This is a genomic window from Nocardioides anomalus, from assembly GCF_011046535.1.
GTDB classification, from domain to species: domain Bacteria; phylum Actinomycetota; class Actinomycetes; order Propionibacteriales; family Nocardioidaceae; genus Nocardioides; species Nocardioides anomalus.
Genome location: NZ_CP049257.1, coordinates 3,256,054 through 3,273,000, shown reverse-complemented (window position 1 = coordinate 3,273,000; position 16,947 = coordinate 3,256,054). Strand labels below are relative to the sequence as shown.

General features: G+C 72.7%; 15 protein-coding genes and 1 pseudogene. 10 read left to right on the top strand and 6 right to left on the bottom strand.

The window, feature by feature from the left end:
• Positions 1–4 precede the first annotated feature (4 nt).
• Together G5V58_RS16450 and G5V58_RS16445 are read left to right on the top strand one after the other, a co-directional pair.
• Positions 5–850, top strand: a complete 846-nt coding sequence (locus tag G5V58_RS16450) for a bifunctional methylenetetrahydrofolate dehydrogenase/methenyltetrahydrofolate cyclohydrolase (protein WP_165235042.1) — start codon at positions 5–7, stop codon at positions 848–850.
• A 5-nt stretch (positions 851–855) separates the two neighbouring features.
• A complete protein-coding gene (locus tag G5V58_RS16445; RefSeq protein ID WP_230486688.1) occupies positions 856–1,272 on the top strand; it encodes a DUF3017 domain-containing protein in 417 nt (138 codons plus the stop codon).
• Between the two features lie 60 nt (positions 1,273–1,332).
• Here G5V58_RS16445 and G5V58_RS16440 read toward each other — a convergent pair whose 3' ends face one another.
• The gene (locus G5V58_RS16440) at positions 1,333–2,319 is read right to left on the bottom strand and encodes a malate dehydrogenase (protein ID WP_165235039.1); all 987 of its coding nucleotides are present in this window, start codon (positions 2,317–2,319) and stop codon (positions 1,333–1,335) included.
• A 70-nt stretch (positions 2,320–2,389) separates the two neighbouring features.
• On the opposite strand from G5V58_RS16440, the gene G5V58_RS16435 reads away from it, so the two are divergent.
• Positions 2,390–3,082, top strand: coding sequence for a hypothetical protein (locus G5V58_RS16435; RefSeq protein WP_165235036.1), 693 nt, complete (start codon positions 2,390–2,392; stop codon positions 3,080–3,082).
• 8 nt (positions 3,083–3,090) lie between these two features.
• Here the strand turns inward: G5V58_RS16435 and G5V58_RS16430 are convergent, their stop codons facing one another.
• Positions 3,091–4,191 carry an MIP/aquaporin family protein gene (locus G5V58_RS16430; RefSeq protein ID WP_165235033.1) on the bottom strand — a complete coding sequence of 367 codons (1,101 nt, stop codon included), beginning with the start codon at positions 4,189–4,191 and terminating at the stop codon, positions 3,091–3,093.
• A gap of 96 nt (positions 4,192–4,287) precedes the next feature.
• On the opposite strand from G5V58_RS16430, the gene G5V58_RS16425 reads away from it, so the two are divergent.
• From G5V58_RS16425 to G5V58_RS26060, 3 genes are all read left to right on the top strand, one after another.
• The gene (locus tag G5V58_RS16425; RefSeq protein WP_165235030.1) at positions 4,288–6,498 is read left to right on the top strand and encodes an NADP-dependent isocitrate dehydrogenase; all 2,211 of its coding nucleotides are present in this window, start codon (positions 4,288–4,290) and stop codon (positions 6,496–6,498) included.
• Positions 6,495–7,046 (top strand): hypothetical protein, encoded by a 552-nt coding sequence (locus tag G5V58_RS16420; protein WP_165235027.1) that lies wholly within the window; start codon positions 6,495–6,497, stop codon positions 7,044–7,046. Before G5V58_RS16425 ends, G5V58_RS16420 begins: the two co-directional genes overlap by 4 nt.
• A 293-nt stretch (positions 7,047–7,339) precedes the next feature.
• Entirely contained in the window at positions 7,340–8,596 is a 1,257-nt protein-coding gene (locus G5V58_RS26060; RefSeq protein ID WP_230486687.1) for an MFS transporter, read from the top strand.
• A 122-nt stretch (positions 8,597–8,718) separates the two neighbouring features.
• Here the strand turns inward: G5V58_RS26060 and G5V58_RS16410 are convergent.
• A pseudogene (locus G5V58_RS16410) lies at positions 8,719–9,657 on the bottom strand (GNAT family N-acetyltransferase); the annotation flags it as partial.
• A gap of 44 nt (positions 9,658–9,701) precedes the next feature.
• Positions 9,702–11,141: an ATP-binding protein gene (locus G5V58_RS16405; protein WP_165235021.1), complete on the bottom strand. Its 1,440-nt coding sequence runs from the start codon at positions 11,139–11,141 to the stop codon at positions 9,702–9,704.
• 137 nt (positions 11,142–11,278) lie between these two features.
• Here G5V58_RS16405 and trpS point away from each other — a divergent pair, with 137 nt between their 5' ends.
• The 3 genes from trpS to G5V58_RS16390 are packed head-to-tail and all read left to right on the top strand — an operon-like array spanning position 11,279 to position 13,939.
• Positions 11,279–12,340 carry a tryptophan--tRNA ligase gene (trpS, locus tag G5V58_RS16400; RefSeq protein WP_165235018.1) on the top strand — a complete coding sequence of 354 codons (1,062 nt, stop codon included), beginning with the start codon at positions 11,279–11,281 and terminating at the stop codon, positions 12,338–12,340.
• A gap of 20 nt (positions 12,341–12,360) precedes the next feature.
• The gene (locus G5V58_RS16395) at positions 12,361–12,879 is read left to right on the top strand and encodes a 2'-5' RNA ligase family protein (protein WP_165235015.1); all 519 of its coding nucleotides are present in this window, start codon (positions 12,361–12,363) and stop codon (positions 12,877–12,879) included.
• 4 nt (positions 12,880–12,883) lie between these two features.
• The gene (locus tag G5V58_RS16390; RefSeq protein WP_165235012.1) at positions 12,884–13,939 is read left to right on the top strand and encodes a YihY/virulence factor BrkB family protein; all 1,056 of its coding nucleotides are present in this window, start codon (positions 12,884–12,886) and stop codon (positions 13,937–13,939) included.
• A gap of 325 nt (positions 13,940–14,264) precedes the next feature.
• On the opposite strand, the gene G5V58_RS16385 is transcribed toward G5V58_RS16390, so the two are convergent.
• On the bottom strand, positions 14,265–15,089 hold the full coding sequence (locus G5V58_RS16385; RefSeq protein ID WP_165235009.1) for an alpha/beta hydrolase: 825 nt from the start codon (positions 15,087–15,089) through the stop codon (positions 14,265–14,267).
• A gap of 226 nt (positions 15,090–15,315) precedes the next feature.
• On the opposite strand from G5V58_RS16385, the gene G5V58_RS16380 reads away from it, so the two are divergent.
• Complete coding sequence (locus G5V58_RS16380) at positions 15,316–15,972, top strand: helix-turn-helix transcriptional regulator (protein WP_230486686.1); 657 nt, start codon at positions 15,316–15,318, stop codon at positions 15,970–15,972.
• Between the two features lie 119 nt (positions 15,973–16,091).
• On the opposite strand, the gene G5V58_RS16375 is transcribed toward G5V58_RS16380, so the two are convergent.
• Positions 16,092–16,769, bottom strand: a complete 678-nt coding sequence (locus tag G5V58_RS16375; RefSeq protein ID WP_165235004.1) for an NADPH-dependent F420 reductase — start codon at positions 16,767–16,769, stop codon at positions 16,092–16,094.
• Between the last annotated feature and the right edge of the window lie 178 nt (positions 16,770–16,947).

Below are 16,947 nucleotides of genomic sequence, written 5' to 3'. Positions count from 1 at the left end.
GCCCATGACCGCACAGAAGCTCGACGGCACCGCCACCCTCAAGGCGATCAAGGCCGAGCTGGCCGAGCGCGTCGCCGCGCTGAGGGAGCGGGGCGTCACGCCGGGGCTCGGGACGGTCCTGGTCGGCGACGACCCGGGCTCGCACTGGTACGTCGGCGCCAAGCACAAGGACTGCGCCGAGATCGGCATCGAATCGATCCGCCGCGACCTGCCGGCCACCGCGACCCAGGCCGAGGTCGAGGCGGTGGTCGACGAGCTGAACGCCGACCCGGCGTGCACCGGCTTCATCATCCAGCAGCCCACGGGGCTCGACGAGTTCGCGCTGCTCTCGCGGGTGGAGCCGGACAAGGACGTCGACGGCCTGCACCCGGTCAACCTCGGCAAGCTCGTCCTGGGCGCCGAAGGGTCGCTGCCCTGCACGCCGGTCGGCTGCATCGAGCTGCTGCGCCGCCACGGGGTCCAGATCGAGGGTGCCGAGGTCGTCGTGCTCGGCCGCGGGCTCACCGTCGGCCGGCCCATGGGGCTGCTGCTGACCCGCAAGTCGGAGAACGCGACGGTCACGCTGACGCACACGCGCACCCGCGACCTGGCCGCGCACACCCGCAACGCCGACATCATCATCGCGGCCGCCGGCGTGCCGGGCATCGTGAGCGGCGACATGGTCAAGCCCGGTGCGGCCGTGCTCGACGTCGGCGTCTCGCGGGTCGACGGCAAGGTCGCCGGCGACGTGGCCGACGACGTCTGGGACGTCGCCGGCTGGGTCTCGCCCAACCCCGGCGGCGTGGGCCCGATGACCCGCGCGATGCTGCTCACCAACGTCGTCCTCATGGCCGAGCGGGCCGCGGGTTGACGGACGTGTCGCAGGAGCCGCCGCCCGACTCGCCCCCCGCGGGCGCGCCGGACGACGACGCCCCGGTCCCGACACCCGTACCGACTCCGGGAGAGATCCACGAGGAGCTCGAGGCCGCCGCGGCGGAGGCCGCCGAGCCCGACGAGCGGCGCTACCCCTCCACCATCGGGGGCGCGTTCTACCTGCTGGTGCTGGCCGTCGGCGGCGTCGGCATCGCGGTGGTCTGGGGCGGCGACTGGCGCCTCGGGATCCGCTGCTTGGCCGCCGGCCTCTGCTTCGCCGCCCTGCTCCGGCTGGTCCTGCCCGGCCGCGACGCCGGCATGCTGGCGGTCCGCAACCGCTTCCTCGACGCCGTCGTCCTCGGCGGCCTCGGCGCCGCGCTGTTCTTCCTCGCCCAGACCATCCCCAACCAGCCGGGGTAGCCGCACAGACGACCGCGCCGCCCACCCGGAGGTGGACGGCGCGGCCGGAGGCGGTGCTGATCAGATCAGGCCGAGCTCCTTGACCGCGTCGCGCTCCTCGGCCAGCTCGGCGGTGGAGGCATCGATCCGCGCCCGGGAGAACTCGTCGATGCCCAGGCCCTGGACGATCGTCCAGTCGCCGTCCTCGGTCACCACGGGGAACGACGACACGAGGCCCTCGGGCACGTCGTAGGAGCCGTCGGAGCGCACCGCCATCGAGACCCAGTCGTTGTCGGCCGAGCCGAACAGCCAGTCGTGGGCGGCGTCGATGGTGGCGCTGGCGGCCGAGGCGGCCGAGGACGAGCCGCGGGCCTCGATGATCGCGGCGCCGCGCTTGGCCACGGTCGGGATGAAGGTGTTCTCCAGCCAGTCCTGGTCGTCGACGACCTCGGCGGCGACCTTGCCGTCCACCGTGGCGTGGAACAGGTCGGGGTACTGCGTCGCGGAGTGGTTGCCCCAGATCGTCATCTGCTTGATCGAGGTGACCGGCGCACCGACCTTGGCGGCCAGCTGGGAGATCGCGCGGTTGTGGTCGAGGCGGGTCAGCGCCGAGAACCGCTCCTGCGGGATGTCGGGGGCGTTGCTCATCGCGATGAGCGCGTTGGTGTTGGCCGGGTTGCCGGTCACGCCGATGCGCACGTCGTCGGCCGCGACCTTGTTGAGGGCCTGGCCCTGGGCGGTGAAGATCGCGCCGTTGGCCTCGAGCAGGTCACCGCGCTCCATGCCCGGGCCGCGCGGGCGGGCGCCGACCAGCAGCGCGAGGTTGACGCCGTCGAAGATCTGCTCGGGGTCGGAGCCGATCTGGACGCCGGCCAGCTGCGGGAACGCGCAGTCGTCGAGCTCCATGACCACGCCCTCGAGCGCCTTGAGCGCGGGCTCGATCTCGAGCAAGCGCAGCTCGATCGGCCGGTCGCCGGCGAGCGCGCCGCTCGCGAGGCGGAACAGCAGGCTGTAGCCGATCTGGCCGGCGGCACCGGTGACGGCGACCTTCAGAGGGTCAGAGCTCACGTTCTACTCCTAGAGAGGGGAAGGTTGCCCGAGTGACGCTAGCAGCGGCGGCGTGCGCGACGATGTGAGGGTGGCGAGGCGGGCGGGACGGTGCGCCGCGCTCGTGGCGGTGGTGCTGGTGGCCCTCGCCGGGTGCGGCACGGCGTCGCCGCCGAGCCGGCCGACCGGCGTCGACGAGCTCGTGGTGCCGACGCCCTCGCCGGACCCTGGCGACTTCGTCGACGGCGTCGACAACGTGTGGTTCCCGCTCCCGTCGGGTGCGGTGTGGACCTACGACGTGAGCGGCGCCGCGCCGGGGATCGAGGGCACGGCCACCGCCCGCGTGCTGCCCGGGACCGAGGACATCGCGGGCGTGGCGACGACGGCGCGCGAGCTCACCATGCCGGACGGGACGACGACCACCGACCACTACGCCCAGGACCGCGACGGCAACGTGTGGTGCTTCGGCCGCGACGGCCTCTGGCGGGTCGGCGAGGACGGTGCGGGGGCCGGGCTGGCCATGCCGGCCGGGCCGCGGCTCGGTGACGGCTGGCGCGCGGCGTACGCCGCCGGCGTGGTCGACGTGCGCGCGACGGTCTCCTCCCTCGACGAGACGGTGAGCACGCCGGTCGGGCGGTTCACCGACGTGGTCGCTCTGGAGACCACCGACGTGGACGCCCCGCAGTCGGGTCTGCAGTCGCTGTACGCGCGCGGCGTCGGACTGGTCGAGCAGCTCGCGCTCGAGGGCCCGGTCGTGGAGCTGCGGCTCCGGACCGGGCCCTAGACCGGGGACTACTGCGGCGGACGCTCCTGCGTCGCGCTCGGGTCGGTCCAGCCCGGCTGGGCCGGCGGCTGCTCGCCCGGCGAGACCGCCGGGTCGGTGACCGCGGGCGGTGCGGGGGTCGGAGCCGGTGTCGGCGTGGGGTCCGCGATCTGGGTCGCCTCGGGGGTGGCCGCCGGCTGAGCGGACTGAGCGGGCTGGGCGGGCTGCCACTGCTCGAGCGGCTTCCACTCCTGCGCGGCGTGGTCCCACTGCCAGCCGTCCTGGATGATCGGCTCCTGCTCCCAGGCGGCCTGCTCGGCGGCCTGCTGGTTCCACTCCTGCTGGAACTGGTCCGGCGCGCCGTAGCCGGGCACCGCCGCGGTCGTCGGGCGGGCGAAGACCAGGCCGGAGCCGGGGACCGGCTCGGTGCCGTGGCCGAACAGCAGCGGGTAGACCAGGCCGCCCACGGCGCCGCCGATGAGCGGGGCGAGGATGAACAGCCACAGCTGGACGATCGCGTCGGTGCCGGCGAACAGGGCCGGGCCGATCGAGCGGGCCGGGTTGACCGAGGTGCCGGTCGCCGGGATCGCGACGAAGTGGATCGCGGTGAGCGTGAGGCCGATGGCCAGCGGGGCCAGGGCGGGGTGCTCGAAGCGGGCGTCGGTGACCGCGAGGATCACGGTGACGAAGAGGAAGGTGAGGATCAGCTCGAGCAGGAACGCCGCCCACCAGGCGTAGCCGCTGCCCTGGTCGCCGAAGAAGTTCTGGCCCATGTTGCCCTCGGAGTCGAAGTCGTCGAACCCGTGGAGCAGCACGAACAGCGCCAGCCCGGCCACGATCGCGCCGGCCAGCTGGGAGCCGATGTAGACCAGCGTCTGGCGCCAGGCGATCCGGCCGCCCATGGCCGCGCCGATCGTGACGGCCGGGTTGAAGTGGCCGCCGGAGATCCGCCCGACGGCGTAGGCCATGAGCAGGACGGCCAGGCCGAAGGTGAAGCCGACCGCGACGTAGTCGGCACCTCCGCCGGCGTTGTTCGCGAAGACGACGGAGCCGCAGCCGAAGAACACGAGCACGAAGGTCCCCAGGACCTCGGCCGCGACCTTCTGGGCGGTGGTGGAGGAATCAGCCATGTTCGGCATGCTAGTAGGGCAGTGCCCCGGGTTCGCGGACCTGTGCAAGCCGAGATATCTTGACGTCAAGAGACTCACCGAGGAGCTGACGGATCCATGGCCACGATCATCTACACCCACACCGACGAGGCGCCGCTGCTCGCGACGTACTCGTTCCTCCCGATCATCGAGGCGTACGCCGCCAAGGCGGGTGTGGACGTCGAGACCCGGGACATCTCCCTGGCCGGCCGGATCCTCGCGCAGTTCCCCGAGCGGCTCACCGAGGAGCAGCGGGTCGACGACGCGCTGACCGAGCTCGGCGAGCTGGCCCTGCGGCCCGAGGCCAACATCATCAAGCTGCCCAACGTCTCGGCCTCCATCCCGCAGCTCAAGGCCGCGGTCAAGGAGCTGCAGGAGCAGGGCTACGACCTGCCGGACTACCCGGAGCACCCGCAGAGCGACGAGGACCGGGCCGTCCGCGCGAAGTACGACAAGGTCAAGGGGTCCGCGGTCAACCCGGTCCTGCGCGAGGGCAACTCCGACCGGCGCGCGCCGGCCTCGGTGAAGGCCTACGCCAAGGCCCACCCGCACCGGATGGGCGCGTGGAGCGGTGAGTCCACGACCAACGTCGCCACGATGGGCCGAGACGACTTCCGCTCAAACGAGCAGTCGGTGGTCATCGAGAGCGACGACACCCTGCGCATCGAGCACGAGGCCGCCGACGGCACCGTCACCGTGCTCAAGGAGTCGGTCCCGGTGCTGGCCGGCGAGGTCGTCGACGCCACCTTCATGGACGTCGCCGCGCTGCGCCGCTTCCTCACCGAGCAGATCGCGCGGGCCAAGGCCGAGGACGTGCTGTTCTCGGTGCACCTCAAGGCCACGATGATGAAGGTCTCGGACCCGATCATCTTCGGCCACGTGGTGCAGGCGTTCTTCCCGACGCTCTTCGAGCAGTACGGCGAGGCGCTGGCGGCCGCGGGCATCTCCCCGAACGACGGGCTCGGCGCGCTCCTCTCCGCCGTGCAGTCGCTGCCCGAGGGCGACGCCATCAAGGCCGCCGTCCAGCAGGGCCTCGACGACGGCCCGGACATGGCCATGGTCGACTCCGACCGCGGCATCACGAACCTGCACGTCCCGAGCGACGTCATCATCGACGCCTCGATGCCGGCCATGATCCGCACCTCGGGTCACATGTGGGGTCCGGACGGCGAGGAGCACGACACCCTCGCGGTGATCCCGGACTCCTCCTACGCCGGCGTCTACCAGACCGTCATCGACGACTGCCGCGCCCACGGCGCCTTCGACCCGGCCACCATGGGCTCGGTCCCCAACGTCGGGCTGATGGCCAAGGCGGCCGAGGAGTACGGCTCGCACGACAAGACCTTCGAGATCCCGGCCGCGGGCGTGGTCCGCGTGGTCACCAGCGCCGGCGAGACCCTCATCGAGCACACCGTCCAGCCCGGCGACATCTGGCGGGCCTGCCAGACCAAGGACGAGCCGATCCGCGACTGGGTCAAGCTCGCCGTCACCCGCGCCCGCGCCTCGGGCGCGCCGGCCGTCTTCTGGCTCGACGAGGGCCGCGCCCACGACGCCAACCTGATCGCCAAGGTCAACGCCTACCTGCCCGAGCACGACACCGACGGGCTGACCATCGAGATCATGGCGCCGGCCGAGGCCACGGCGTACTCCCTGGAGCGCATCCGCAGGGGCGAGGACACCATCTCGGTCACCGGCAACGTGCTGCGCGACTACAACACCGACCTGTTCCCGATCCTCGAGCTCGGCACCTCGGCCAAGATGCTCTCGGTCGTCCCGCTGATGAACGGCGGCGGCCTGTTCGAGACCGGCGCCGGCGGCTCCGCGCCCAAGCACGTGCAGCAGCTGGTCAAGGAGAACTACCTGCGCTGGGACAGCCTCGGCGAGTTCTTCGCGCTGGTGCCGTCCTTCGAGCAGCTCGCGCAGTACGCCGACAACCGCGGCGCGCAGGTCCTGGCCGACACCCTCGACCAGGCGACCGGCACGTTCCTCGAGAACGACAAGTCGCCGACCCGGCGGGTGGGCGGCATCGACAACCGCGGCTCGCACTTCTACCTCGCGCTCTACTGGGCCCAGGAGCTGGCGCGGCAGACCGAGGACCCCGCGCTCGCCGAGGTCTTCCGACCGCTGGCCGAGCGGCTCGCCGCGGAGGAGGAGACGATCGTCGCCGAGCTGAACGCCGTGCAGGGCAGCCCGGCCGACATCGGCGGCTACTACCGGCCCGACCCGCAGAAGGCCGCCGAGGTCATGCGCCCCTCGGCCACCTTCAACGGGGCCCTGGCCTCGCTGTGAGCGAGACCCCGAGCGGGAGCCCGAGCGGCACCGTGGGCCAGGACGGGCGCACGCCGCGCCCGCCGGACATCGACCGCCGCACGCTGACGCCGTTCGGCTACGCCGTGTGCGTCGTGGTGCCGGTGCTGCTCGCGGCGCTGGGGCTGACCATCCTGCACTTCCACTACGACAAGGAGCAGCTGGTCAGCGGCACCCGCCTGACCATCCTGACCTCCGGCCAGGAGATCAAGGCCAGCGGCGGGACCGACCAGCTGCTCGGCAAGGTCACCCTCGGCGCCGACCGCTGCGTCAGCGTGGTCGGCACCGACGGCACCCCGACCACCCCGGTGTGGCCCAAGGACTACGAGGCCACCGTCCAGCGCGTGGGCCAGGCCGACCAGGTCAAGGTCTACGACACCGCGCGCAACATCGCGGCCCGCAGCGAGCAGACCATCGAGGTCACCGGGCAGTACGCCGACGCCGCGCAGTACGCCGGACAGTCCTGCGCCCCGGCCTCCGGTGAGGTCTTCGTGGTCGAGTCCAAGGTCAAGGTCGTCAGCCAGGGCTAGTCATGTGGCCGCGCCTCCGGCACGGCGTGCCGGGCTGTCTGCCGCGCCTCCGGCACGGCGTGCTCGGCGCGCTCTCCTCGGATCAGCTCAGGCACCCCCGCCGCGCGGCCGGCGCGCCAGCACGCCCCGGCCGCGCGGCGGGCGCACCTGACCCGATCCGGCGCGCCGAGCGAGCGGTGCTCAAGTCCGGCGACGGGCTCCGCGGCACGGCCTGCCCGGACCCCTGGTGACCCCCGTCACCCGCACGCGCGCGGAATAGGCGCCTGGGGGTGTCGCCTTGGACCATGGTGACGATGTCCCAGACGACCGAGCAGGCCGGGCGCAGCGGCGGCGACGCCGCGACCAGCGGCGGTCCGGCCGCGGTCGCCGCGCGGTTCTGGCCGGCCATCCTGGCGCTGGCGCTGGGTGGCTTCACCATCGGCACGACCGAGTTCGTGACCATGGGCGTGCTGCCGCAGCTGGCCGACGGCGTGGACATCTCGATCCCGAAGGCCGGGCACGTCATCTCGGCGTACGCCCTGGGCGTCGTGGTCGGGGCGCCGGTGCTGGCCTACTTCGGGGCCAAGCTGCCGCGGCGAGCCCTGCTGCTCGGGCTCATGGCGGCGTACGCGCTCTTCAACGCGCTGAGCGCGCTGGCGCCCAACTACGAGACGCTCATGCTGGCGCGGTTCCTGGACGGGCTGCCGCACGGCGGCTACTTCGGGGTCGCCTCGCTGGTGGCGGCGGGCATGGTCGCGCCCGAGCGGCGCGGACGGGCGATGGCCATGGTCCTCATGGGCCTGCCGATCGCCAACACCATCGGCGTGCCCGCGGCGACCTGGCTGGGCCAGCACCTGGGCTGGCGCGCGTCGTACTGGGTGGTGACCGCGCTGGCCGCGCTGACCATCGCGATGGTCCTGTCCTTCGTGCCCCACCTCCCGGGCAACCCGGAGGCCACCGGCCGCCGCGAGCTGCTGGCCCTGCGCAAGCCGCAGGTGTGGTTCACCATCACCGCCGGCGCGGTGGGCTTCGGCGGGATGTTCGCGCTGTTCTCCTACGTCGCCCCGATGGCCACGCGGGTGGCCGACCTGCCCGACGCCGCCGTGCCGCTGTTCCTGCTCACGCTGGGGCTCGGCATGGTCGTCGGCAACTGGGTGGCCGGGATCATGGTCGACTGGTCGCTCAAGACCTCGCTGCTCATCGCCCCCCTGGGCATGGCCGCCACGCTGCTGCTCTCCTGGGTGCTGTTGCCGCACGGGTACGTCGTGCTGCCGGCCATGTTCCTGGTCACCGGCGTCGGCTCGGTGCTGGCCCTGGGCATGATGATGCGGCTCATCGACGCCGCTGAGCACGCCGAGACCCTCGGCGCCGCGCTGAGCCACGGCTCGCTCAACATCGGCAACGCGCTGGGCGCGTGGCTGGGCGGGCTGACCATCGCCGCCGGGTACGGCTACGCCTCGCCGCTGCTCATCGGCTCGGTGCTGTCGGTCGCGGGGTTCGTGGTGCTGGCGCTGGCGTTCCGCGTCGACCGCTCCGAGCGTTCCGGCCACTCCGCGGCCAGCAGGTCGTAGCCGACCAGGTCGACGACCTCGCCCGCGCCGGTGCGCGCGGCCTCGCGGCGGGTGCCGGTCTCGCGGAAGCCGAGCCGCTCGAGCACCGCGCGCGAGGCGGTGTTCGGCGCCGAGACGTACGCCGCCAGCCGGGGCAGCCCGAGCGTGCCGAAGGCGTGGTCGACGGCCAGCGCGCCGGCGCGGGTGGTGAGCCCGCGGCCGCGTGCGTCCGGGTGGGTCCAGTAGCCGAGCTCGGGCTCCTCGGCCAGCCGGTAGAGGCCGACCGCGCCGAGCAGCCGGTCGTCGGCCGGGTCGGCCACCGCCCACGTGATCGTGTGCCCGCCGGCCAGGCGGTCGGTGACCTGCACGACGTACGCCGCGCCCTGGACCGGGCCGGGGTCGCGCGGCAGGAAGGCCAGCCAGTGCTGGGCGTCGGCGTCGCCGATGCCCTCGGCCACCCGCTCGGCGTCGTCGGCGCGGAACGGGCGCAGCCGCACCCCGTCGCCCTCGAGGGCCGGGTTGTCGAGCCACACCGTCGCGGGCGCCTGCGGGTCGGTGTGCTGCAGCGTCCCGACCCACGCGTCGTGCAGCGCGCCGCGCTGGGGGAGGAGGCCGCGCAGGGTGCCCTCGAGCCGGAACCCGAGGCGCCAGGCCAGCCGCCGGCTGGCCCAGTTGCCGACGAACGCGCGCCAGACCACGGTGCGCAGCCCCTGCTCCTCGAACCCCCACGCGAGCACCAGCCGCAGCGCCCGCTCCATCGCCCCCGTACCGCGGACGTCGGGGTGCGAGCCGTAGGCGATCTCGGCCACCCCCGGCGCCTCGTGGCGCAGCGCCACGCTGCCCGCGAACCGGCGGTCCACCTCGACCGCGAACTCGCAGCGACCCTCGGCCCAGCCCTGCGGCACGATCTCCAGGGCGTAGGTGCGGGCGTCCTCCTCGTCGTACGGCGTCGGCACCGTCGTCCACGCCACCGACTCCGGGTCCCGGCACTGCTCGACGATGCGGGGCACGTCGTCCGCTCGGTGCGCCCGCAGCGTCACGACGCCGTCGGTCAGGGTGGGGGCGGTCGTGGGGGCGGGCATGGTCGCAGGGTGCTCGACCGGCCCGGCCGGAGGCAAACCGGTTCTCAGTCCGCGGTGACCGGCCCTCGCGGCAGGTGCAGCACGACCCGGGTGCCCTCGGCCAGGGCGCTCTCGATCCGCACAGTGCCGTGGTGCTGCCGGGCGATCTCGCGGACCAGGGTGAGGCCGAGGCCGAGCCCCTGGACGGCGCTGCGCCGCGAGGAGTCGGCGCGCCAGAACAGGTCGAAGGCCTGCTCCACCTCGTCCGCGTCCATGCCCACACCGTCGTCGGCGAACTCCAGGTCCACTGCGTCGTCGCACCCGCGCACCGTGACGGTGACGTGGCCGCCGGGCGGGGTGTACTTGAGCGCGTTGGCCATGAGGTTCTCCAGCGCCTGCTCGACCCGGCGGGCGTCGACCTCGGCCCACTGCGGACCGTCGTCCTCGACCCTCAGGGCCACGCCGCGCTGGACCGCGGCCTCGGTGAAGGTGACGCGGACCAGGCGGCAGAGCCGGGCCAGGTCGGTGGGCTCGCGCACGAGCTGCTCGTGGCGATCACCCATGAGCAGCAGCTGGTCGATGCGCCGGTGCAGGTTCGCGGCGGCGCGCTCCATCCGCTCGAGGAGCTGGTGGGCCAGCTCGGAGGACGTGGGCACCTCGTCGGACAGCAGCTCGACGCACGCGGCGATCGAGGTCAGCGGGGTGCGGAGCTCGTGGGAGACGGTGGCCATGAACTCGTCCTTGACCGCGACGGCCCGGGCCAGTGCGGTCACGTCCTGCGCGACCACGAGGGTGCCCCAGGGCGTGCCGTCGGCGCGGTGGATCCGGCGGCTGGAAGGGACGAGCGCGCGGCGCCGACCCGGCGGCCCGACCCACTCGGTCACCGGCTCCTCGACCTCGTCCTCGAGCGCGCGCCGCAGCAGCGTGGCCCCCTCGCCGGCCAGGGCCCGCTCGGCGCGGCTGTTGACCAGGAGGGGGCGGCCGTCGGCGTCGTGGAAGGCCATCGCCACCGGCGCGGCCTCGAAGACGGCCCGGGTCAGGCTCTCGCTGTCCTCGGCCATCCGCACGGTGTGCTGGAGCTCGGCCGAGCAGGCGGTCGCGAGGTCCTCGAGGACCTCGAGGTCGTCGGCGCTCCAGTCGCGCGGGGCGGACTCGATCGCGCACAGCGACCCCACGACCCGGCCGCTCGCGTCGCGCACCGGCCACCCGGCGTACGCGACGACGCCCATGTCGGTGACTGCCGGGCTCGTGGCCAGCCGCGGGTCGGTGCGGGCGTCGGAGACGACGAGCGGGAGCTGGTCGGCGACCACGTAGCGGCAGAACGAGTGGGTCAGCGGGGTCTCCCGCAGCTCGTCGTACGGCGCGGGCAGGCCGATCGCGCCGGGCAGCACCTGGCGGTCGGCCTCGACGAGCGAGACCGTGGCCGCGCTGACCCCCAGGACGCGCCGCACCAGCCGCGCGTAGTGGTCGAACGACTGGCCCCCGACCCCGCACTCCCTCCACATGGCCAGCACCGTAGGGAAACACTTGACGCCGCGCCCGACAACGCCGCAGAACCACCCGGGCAGGTGGACAGCGGTCTGGACGGCCGGCGGTGGAGGGCGGGCGCGGCGGGCCGTCGGGATCGGGGAGAATGGCGGCCATGTCCGCCCCCACCACGGCCCCCGAGGTCAGCGTGCCCGACGCCGCGTCGGGCGGCGCCCGCCCGCGGGTCCTCTCCGGCATCCAGCCGACCGCCGACAGCTTCCACTTCGGCAACTACCTCGGCGCGCTGCGGCAGTGGGTGGACCTGCAGCGCGACCACTCGCCGTTCTTCTTCATCGCCGACCTGCACGCGATCACCGTCGAGCAGGACCCCCGGCAGCTGCGCGAGCGGACCCTGCGCGCGGCGGCCCAGCTGCTGGCCATGGGCATCGACCCGCAGCGGTCGGCCATCTTCATCCAGAGCCAGGTCCCGGCCCACGCACAGGCCGCCTGGGTGATGAACTGCCTGACCGGCTTCGGCGAGGCGCGCCGGATGACGCAGTTCAAGGACAAGTCGGCCAAGGGCGGCGAGGGCGCGGCCAGCGTCGGCCTGTTCACCTACCCGATCCTCCAGGCCGCCGACATCCTGCTCTACCGCCCGCACTACGTCCCGGTCGGCGAGGACCAGCGCCAGCACCTCGAGCTGACCCGCGACCTGGCCCAGCGCTTCAACAGCCGCTACAAGAAGACCTTCCGCCTTCCCGAGCCCTACATCCTCAAGGCCACTGCCAAGATCGGCGACCTGCAGAACCCGACGGCCAAGATGTCGAAGTCCGCCTCCTCGCCGCAGGGCATCATCGAGATGCTCGACGACCCCAAGGTCAGCGCGAAGAAGATCCGCAGCGCGGTCACCGACTCCGGCAGCGAGATCCGCTTCGACGCCGAGGACAAGCCGGGCGTCAGCAACCTGCTCACCATCTACAGCTCGCTGACCGCGACGTCGATCGCCGACCTCGAGGAGCAGTACGCCGGCAAGGGCTACGGCGACCTCAAGAAGGACCTGGCCGACGTCGTCGTCGAGTTCGTGACGCCGTTCCGCGACCGCACCCTCGAGCTGCTCGACGACCAGGCCCACCTCACCACGGTGCTCGAGCAGGGGCGTCAGCAGGCCCAGGAGGTCGCGCAGGCGACCCTTGACGACGTCTACCGACGGGTGGGGTTCGTGGCGAGCGCCCGGTGAGCGGCCAGTAGGTTGGGTCGGTGCCGACGATCGGAGTGGCGGTGGCGATCCCGGAGCCCTGGGCCACCCAGCTCCAGGACTACCGGACCGGCGTCGGCGACACGATGGCCGCGACCATCCCGACCCACATCACCCTGGTGCCGCCCACCGAGGTGACCGACGAGCAGCTGCTCGAGGTCGAGGCGCACCTCGAGGCCGCCGCGGCCGGCGTAGCGTCGTTCGCGGTGCACCTGCGCGGCACCGGCACCTTCCGCCCGGTGAGCCCGGTCGTCTTCGTCAGCCTGGTCGAGGGCATCTCCCAGTGCGAGCAGCTGGCCGCCGCGGTGCGCCGCGGGCCGCTGGCCATCGACCTGGCCTTCCCCTACCACCCGCACGTCACGGTGGCCCACCACCTGGCCGACGAGCAGCTGGACCGCGCGTTCAGCGAGCTGTCCGAGTTCGAGTGCGCCTTCGCCGTGGGTGACTTCCACCTCTACGTCCACGACGAGGAGCGGGGCTGGACGCCCACCCGCTACTTCGACCTCGCCCCGGGTACCTGACGGCGTGCCGGCTTTCGTCGACCGCGCCAAGAGCCGCCTCACCGAGCTGCGGCGTGAGCACCCTGCCCTGGACCACGCGCTGCGGACCCAGGAGCACTACGGCGAGACCAAGGCCGGCCAGCAGGCCGGCGCCGTGACGTACTTCGGCTTCCTCTCGGTCTTCCCGGTGCTCGCGCTGGCGTTCTTCGTGGTCGGCTGGGTCGCCAAGGTCTACCCCGACGCCCAGGACACGCTCCAGACCTCGGTCATGTCCATGTTCCCCGGGCTCATCGGCAACGGCCCGAGCAAGCTCAACATCGAGGACTTCCAGAACTCCGCCGCCACCGCCGGCGTCATCGGCCTGGTCGGCGTCCTCTACTCCGGCCTCGGCTGGCTCTCCGCGCTGCGCGACGCCCTCATCGCCGTCTTCGCCCTCCCTGACCGCGAGCAGCCGAGCTTCGTCATGGGCAAGGCCCGCGACCTCCTCGTCCTGGTCATCATCGGCACCGTCCTGCTCGTCGCCGTCGCCTTCACCGGCCTGGTCTCCGGCTTCTCGAGCGACCTCCTCGACTGGCTCGGCCTCAGCACCGCCCTCGGCTGGCTGGTCACCCTCCTCACCGTCGCCCTCGGCCTGCTGGCCAACGCCGTGCTCTTCTTCGCGATGTTCCGCCTCCTCGCCGCCCCCGACGTACCCCGCCGCGCGATGTGGTCCGGCGCCCTCCTCGGCGCCGTCGGCTTCGAGATCCTCAAGCAGGTCTCCGGCCTCCTCATCCGCTCCACCCAGGGCCAGCCCGCCTTCCAGGTCTTCGGCCTCACCCTCGTCCTGCTCGTGTGGATCAACTACTTCTCGCGCCTGGTCCTGTACGCCGCGAGCTGGGCCTGGACGCACCCCCTCGCCCGCGAGGAGCGCGTCGTCGAGCCCGCCGCCCCCGTCGAGGGCCCGCCCCTGCCGTCCGTCGACGAGCTGCCCACCGACGACGGCGAGGGCAGCGGCCGCAAGGGCGCCTTCGTGGCCGGCGCCGCGCTGGGTGCCGCCGCCGCGGCCGCTGTGGTCACCAAGGCCCGCTCCGACGACGCCTGACCCGGCTCCGCCTGGAGCGGCACGGACCCGCGCCGCGCCGTATAGCTCGCGCCCTGCCCACCGTCGTCCTCACCGGCGTGCGCCAGACGTACTCGTCCGCGCGGGCGACCACCGCCAGGTGGCAGGCCCCGCCGCTCAGCGGAGGCAGCCGCAGCGCCCGGGGCCGCGCCCGCTCACGTCCGTCACGGCGACGGGGCCTGCGATGTACCGAATTCGGTCGGCGTCATCCAACGGCTGGAAACGTGGGCCGGCTGATCAGAACGACCCACTGGTCTGGACGCACGCCCACGTCTCGTACGTCCGCGCGCCTGCCTCCCCGTCATGGTCATCCGTTGAGCACCTCGCGCAGTCGATGAGCGGTCTCGCGTGGGCGGAAGACGTACCCGTTGTGACCGCCAGGAAGGATCTCGGGAGCGACACCCAGACCTTCGGCAAGCCGGACGCCGCAGGCGTGGGGCCAGATGTGACCGGAGTTGGCGCCGACGGCGGGCACCAGGCGGGTGGTCGCGTTGCGCAGCTCGCCCAGCTCGACCACGTGGTTGCGCAGAGCCGGCAGGTCGTGGGTGACGAAGAACGCCATGTTCGCGAGCTGCTGGGACGTCGGAGCACTGGGGATGACGTCAGCTTCGCGATCTGTGGGGTCGATGTCGGCGAAGGTCGCGAACTCGCGCAGGGCAGCACCGACACCGTCTGCTGCGAACGCCCTCTCGACCGTGAGCAGGTCCTGGGTCGCAACGGCACGCTCGACGTCGGGCAGCAGGGTCATGGCCGCGGGTTCGTGGACGATCGCGGCCGCGACCTGCGCCGGGTGCGCAGCAGCCAGGGCCAGTGCGATGGCGCCTCCGAAGCTGGTGCCGTACACGTGGGCCGGCTGGGCGGTCACGGCCGCGAGGATCCGCGAGGCGTCGTCCGCGTGGACGCTGATGCTTCGGGCCGGAGCACCCGTCGTACTCCCCGACAGCCCGCGACGGTCGTAGGTCACGACGGTGTGGCTGTCAGCGAGGTGGGCGGCGAGGGCATCAGTCTTCGACGCGTCCCCGTGGCCTCCGGCGATCAGCAGGAGCACGGGGCCGTCTCCACGAGTGAAGTACCGCAGCCGCGAGCCTGGCGCCTTCACCGTGGAGGGCTGGACCTGATGAGTCGTCGTCATGCCAGTGAGTCTTCGGCCGGCACGCCGTGGCTCGCCACCGCTAGAATGCCAGTCTGTGCCTGTTCCCCGCCAACCTCTGCCACGAGCCGTCCACCTCTGGCCGGCGGGTGGGGTCCACCTGTGGCCATCCGGAGGTGCTGGCCACTCGCAGTCCCATGAGCGGGGCCACCTCGTCTATGCAGCTCGTGGCGTCCTGGCTGTCCGCACCCAGCAAGGCACCTCGGTCGTGCCCACCAACCGGGTCGCGTGGACTCCCGCCGCGATCACCCACCAGCACCGGGCGCACGGCGCCACGGACATGAGGATCTTGTTCCTCTCGGCCGAGCTCGCCGGGCTGCTGCCCTCCCGCCCGGCTGTCCTGGCGGTGTCTGATCTGGCTCGGGAAGCGCTGCTGACCCTCACCGGACCGCGCAGCCACGATCCGGAGCTCCGCCCCAAGCACCGCGAGGCGCAAGATCGTCTGCTCCGGGTGCTCGTCGACGAGCTGCACCTCGCTCCGGAGCAACCGTTGCACCTTCCACGTCCTGTCGACCCGCGCCTACGCGCGCTCGCTCGGCTGCTCGACGGCGACCCGGGAAGCAACCTGCGGTTGAGCGAGCTGGCACCGAGGATCGGCACGAGCGCCCGCACGTTGAGCAGGTTGCTCGCCGAGGAGCTCGGTGTGTCGTTCTACGAGTGGCGCACTCAGATCCGCGTCTACCGAGCACTCGTCCTCCTCGCCAGTTCCCACGACGTCACCTACGTCGCCGGGGCCTGCGGCTGGGCCAACCCGAGCGGTTTCATCGAGGCCTTCACGCGCATCGTCGGGACGACGCCGGGCCGCTACCGCCACCTCAGCGGAGCCGCCGAGCCAACAGTCCCGAGCACCTGGAGTCGACGATGAGGACCGACCTGGGCCAGCGACGGTCCAGGCGCGCCCTGTCTCCACGCAACACCCGTCGTGCGACCAGCAGCGGCCCGTGAGCCAGAAGGATGCGTGCCGGCAAACGCTCGTCCGGCTGCTCAGCGCAGCGAGGGACCGCGGACGATCTTGAGGTTGAAGTCGTTGCCGCCGAGGGCCAGATTGATGCGGATCCAGAGCGGGAGCCACATCTCCGGGCCGCGGGCGGTGTCGATGCCACCGAGGTCGATCACGTCGCCGTGGCCGATCTGCTGCAGCAGCCCGGTCACCGTGGCCTTCGCCTCCGCGTCGTCACCGGAGACGAAGACCGTGGTGTCCTCGCCCAGCCGCTGAGGGTCGGCCATCAGCGCGCTGTTCATGGTGTTGAGGCTCTTGACCACGCGCGCCTCCGGGTGCGCGCGCTGCACCATCTCGCCCAGCGAGTCGTCGTCCTTCACGAACAGCGTGGGCGGGAACCCCGCCGAGCCGTCCAGCGGGTTCGACATGTCCAGGAGCACCTTGCCGGCCAGGTTCGCTGCGCCCGCGGCGTCCAGCACGGCCAGCGCCACGTCCCCGCCGGACGCGTTGACCACCAGCTCGGCGGTCCCGGCGGCTTCCGCGAAGGTCGCCAGCGTCACGTCGGGGCGCATCGCCGCCCACGCGGCGTAGTCCTCCCGCGCCGCGGTCCCGCCAGGGTCGCGGGTGCCGACGGTGACGCTGTGGCCGAGCTCGGCCAAGCGCCCGGCGACCGCGCGACCGACCGGTCCGCTGCCGAGCACCGCGATCCTCGTGGTGTCCATGACGCCGACTGTAGGAGTTCAAGTGCGGTTGAGGTCAAGGCTCCGGCGGGACCCTCAGCCGGTGCAGGAGACGCGCTCCCAGGTGAGCAGCTGGTCGCCGTGCTCGTGCACGCCTTACGTCGCCGGCCAGGTCGAGCCCGTCGCCAGCGGCCGGTCGCTGTCGTAGGCGTGGCTGCCG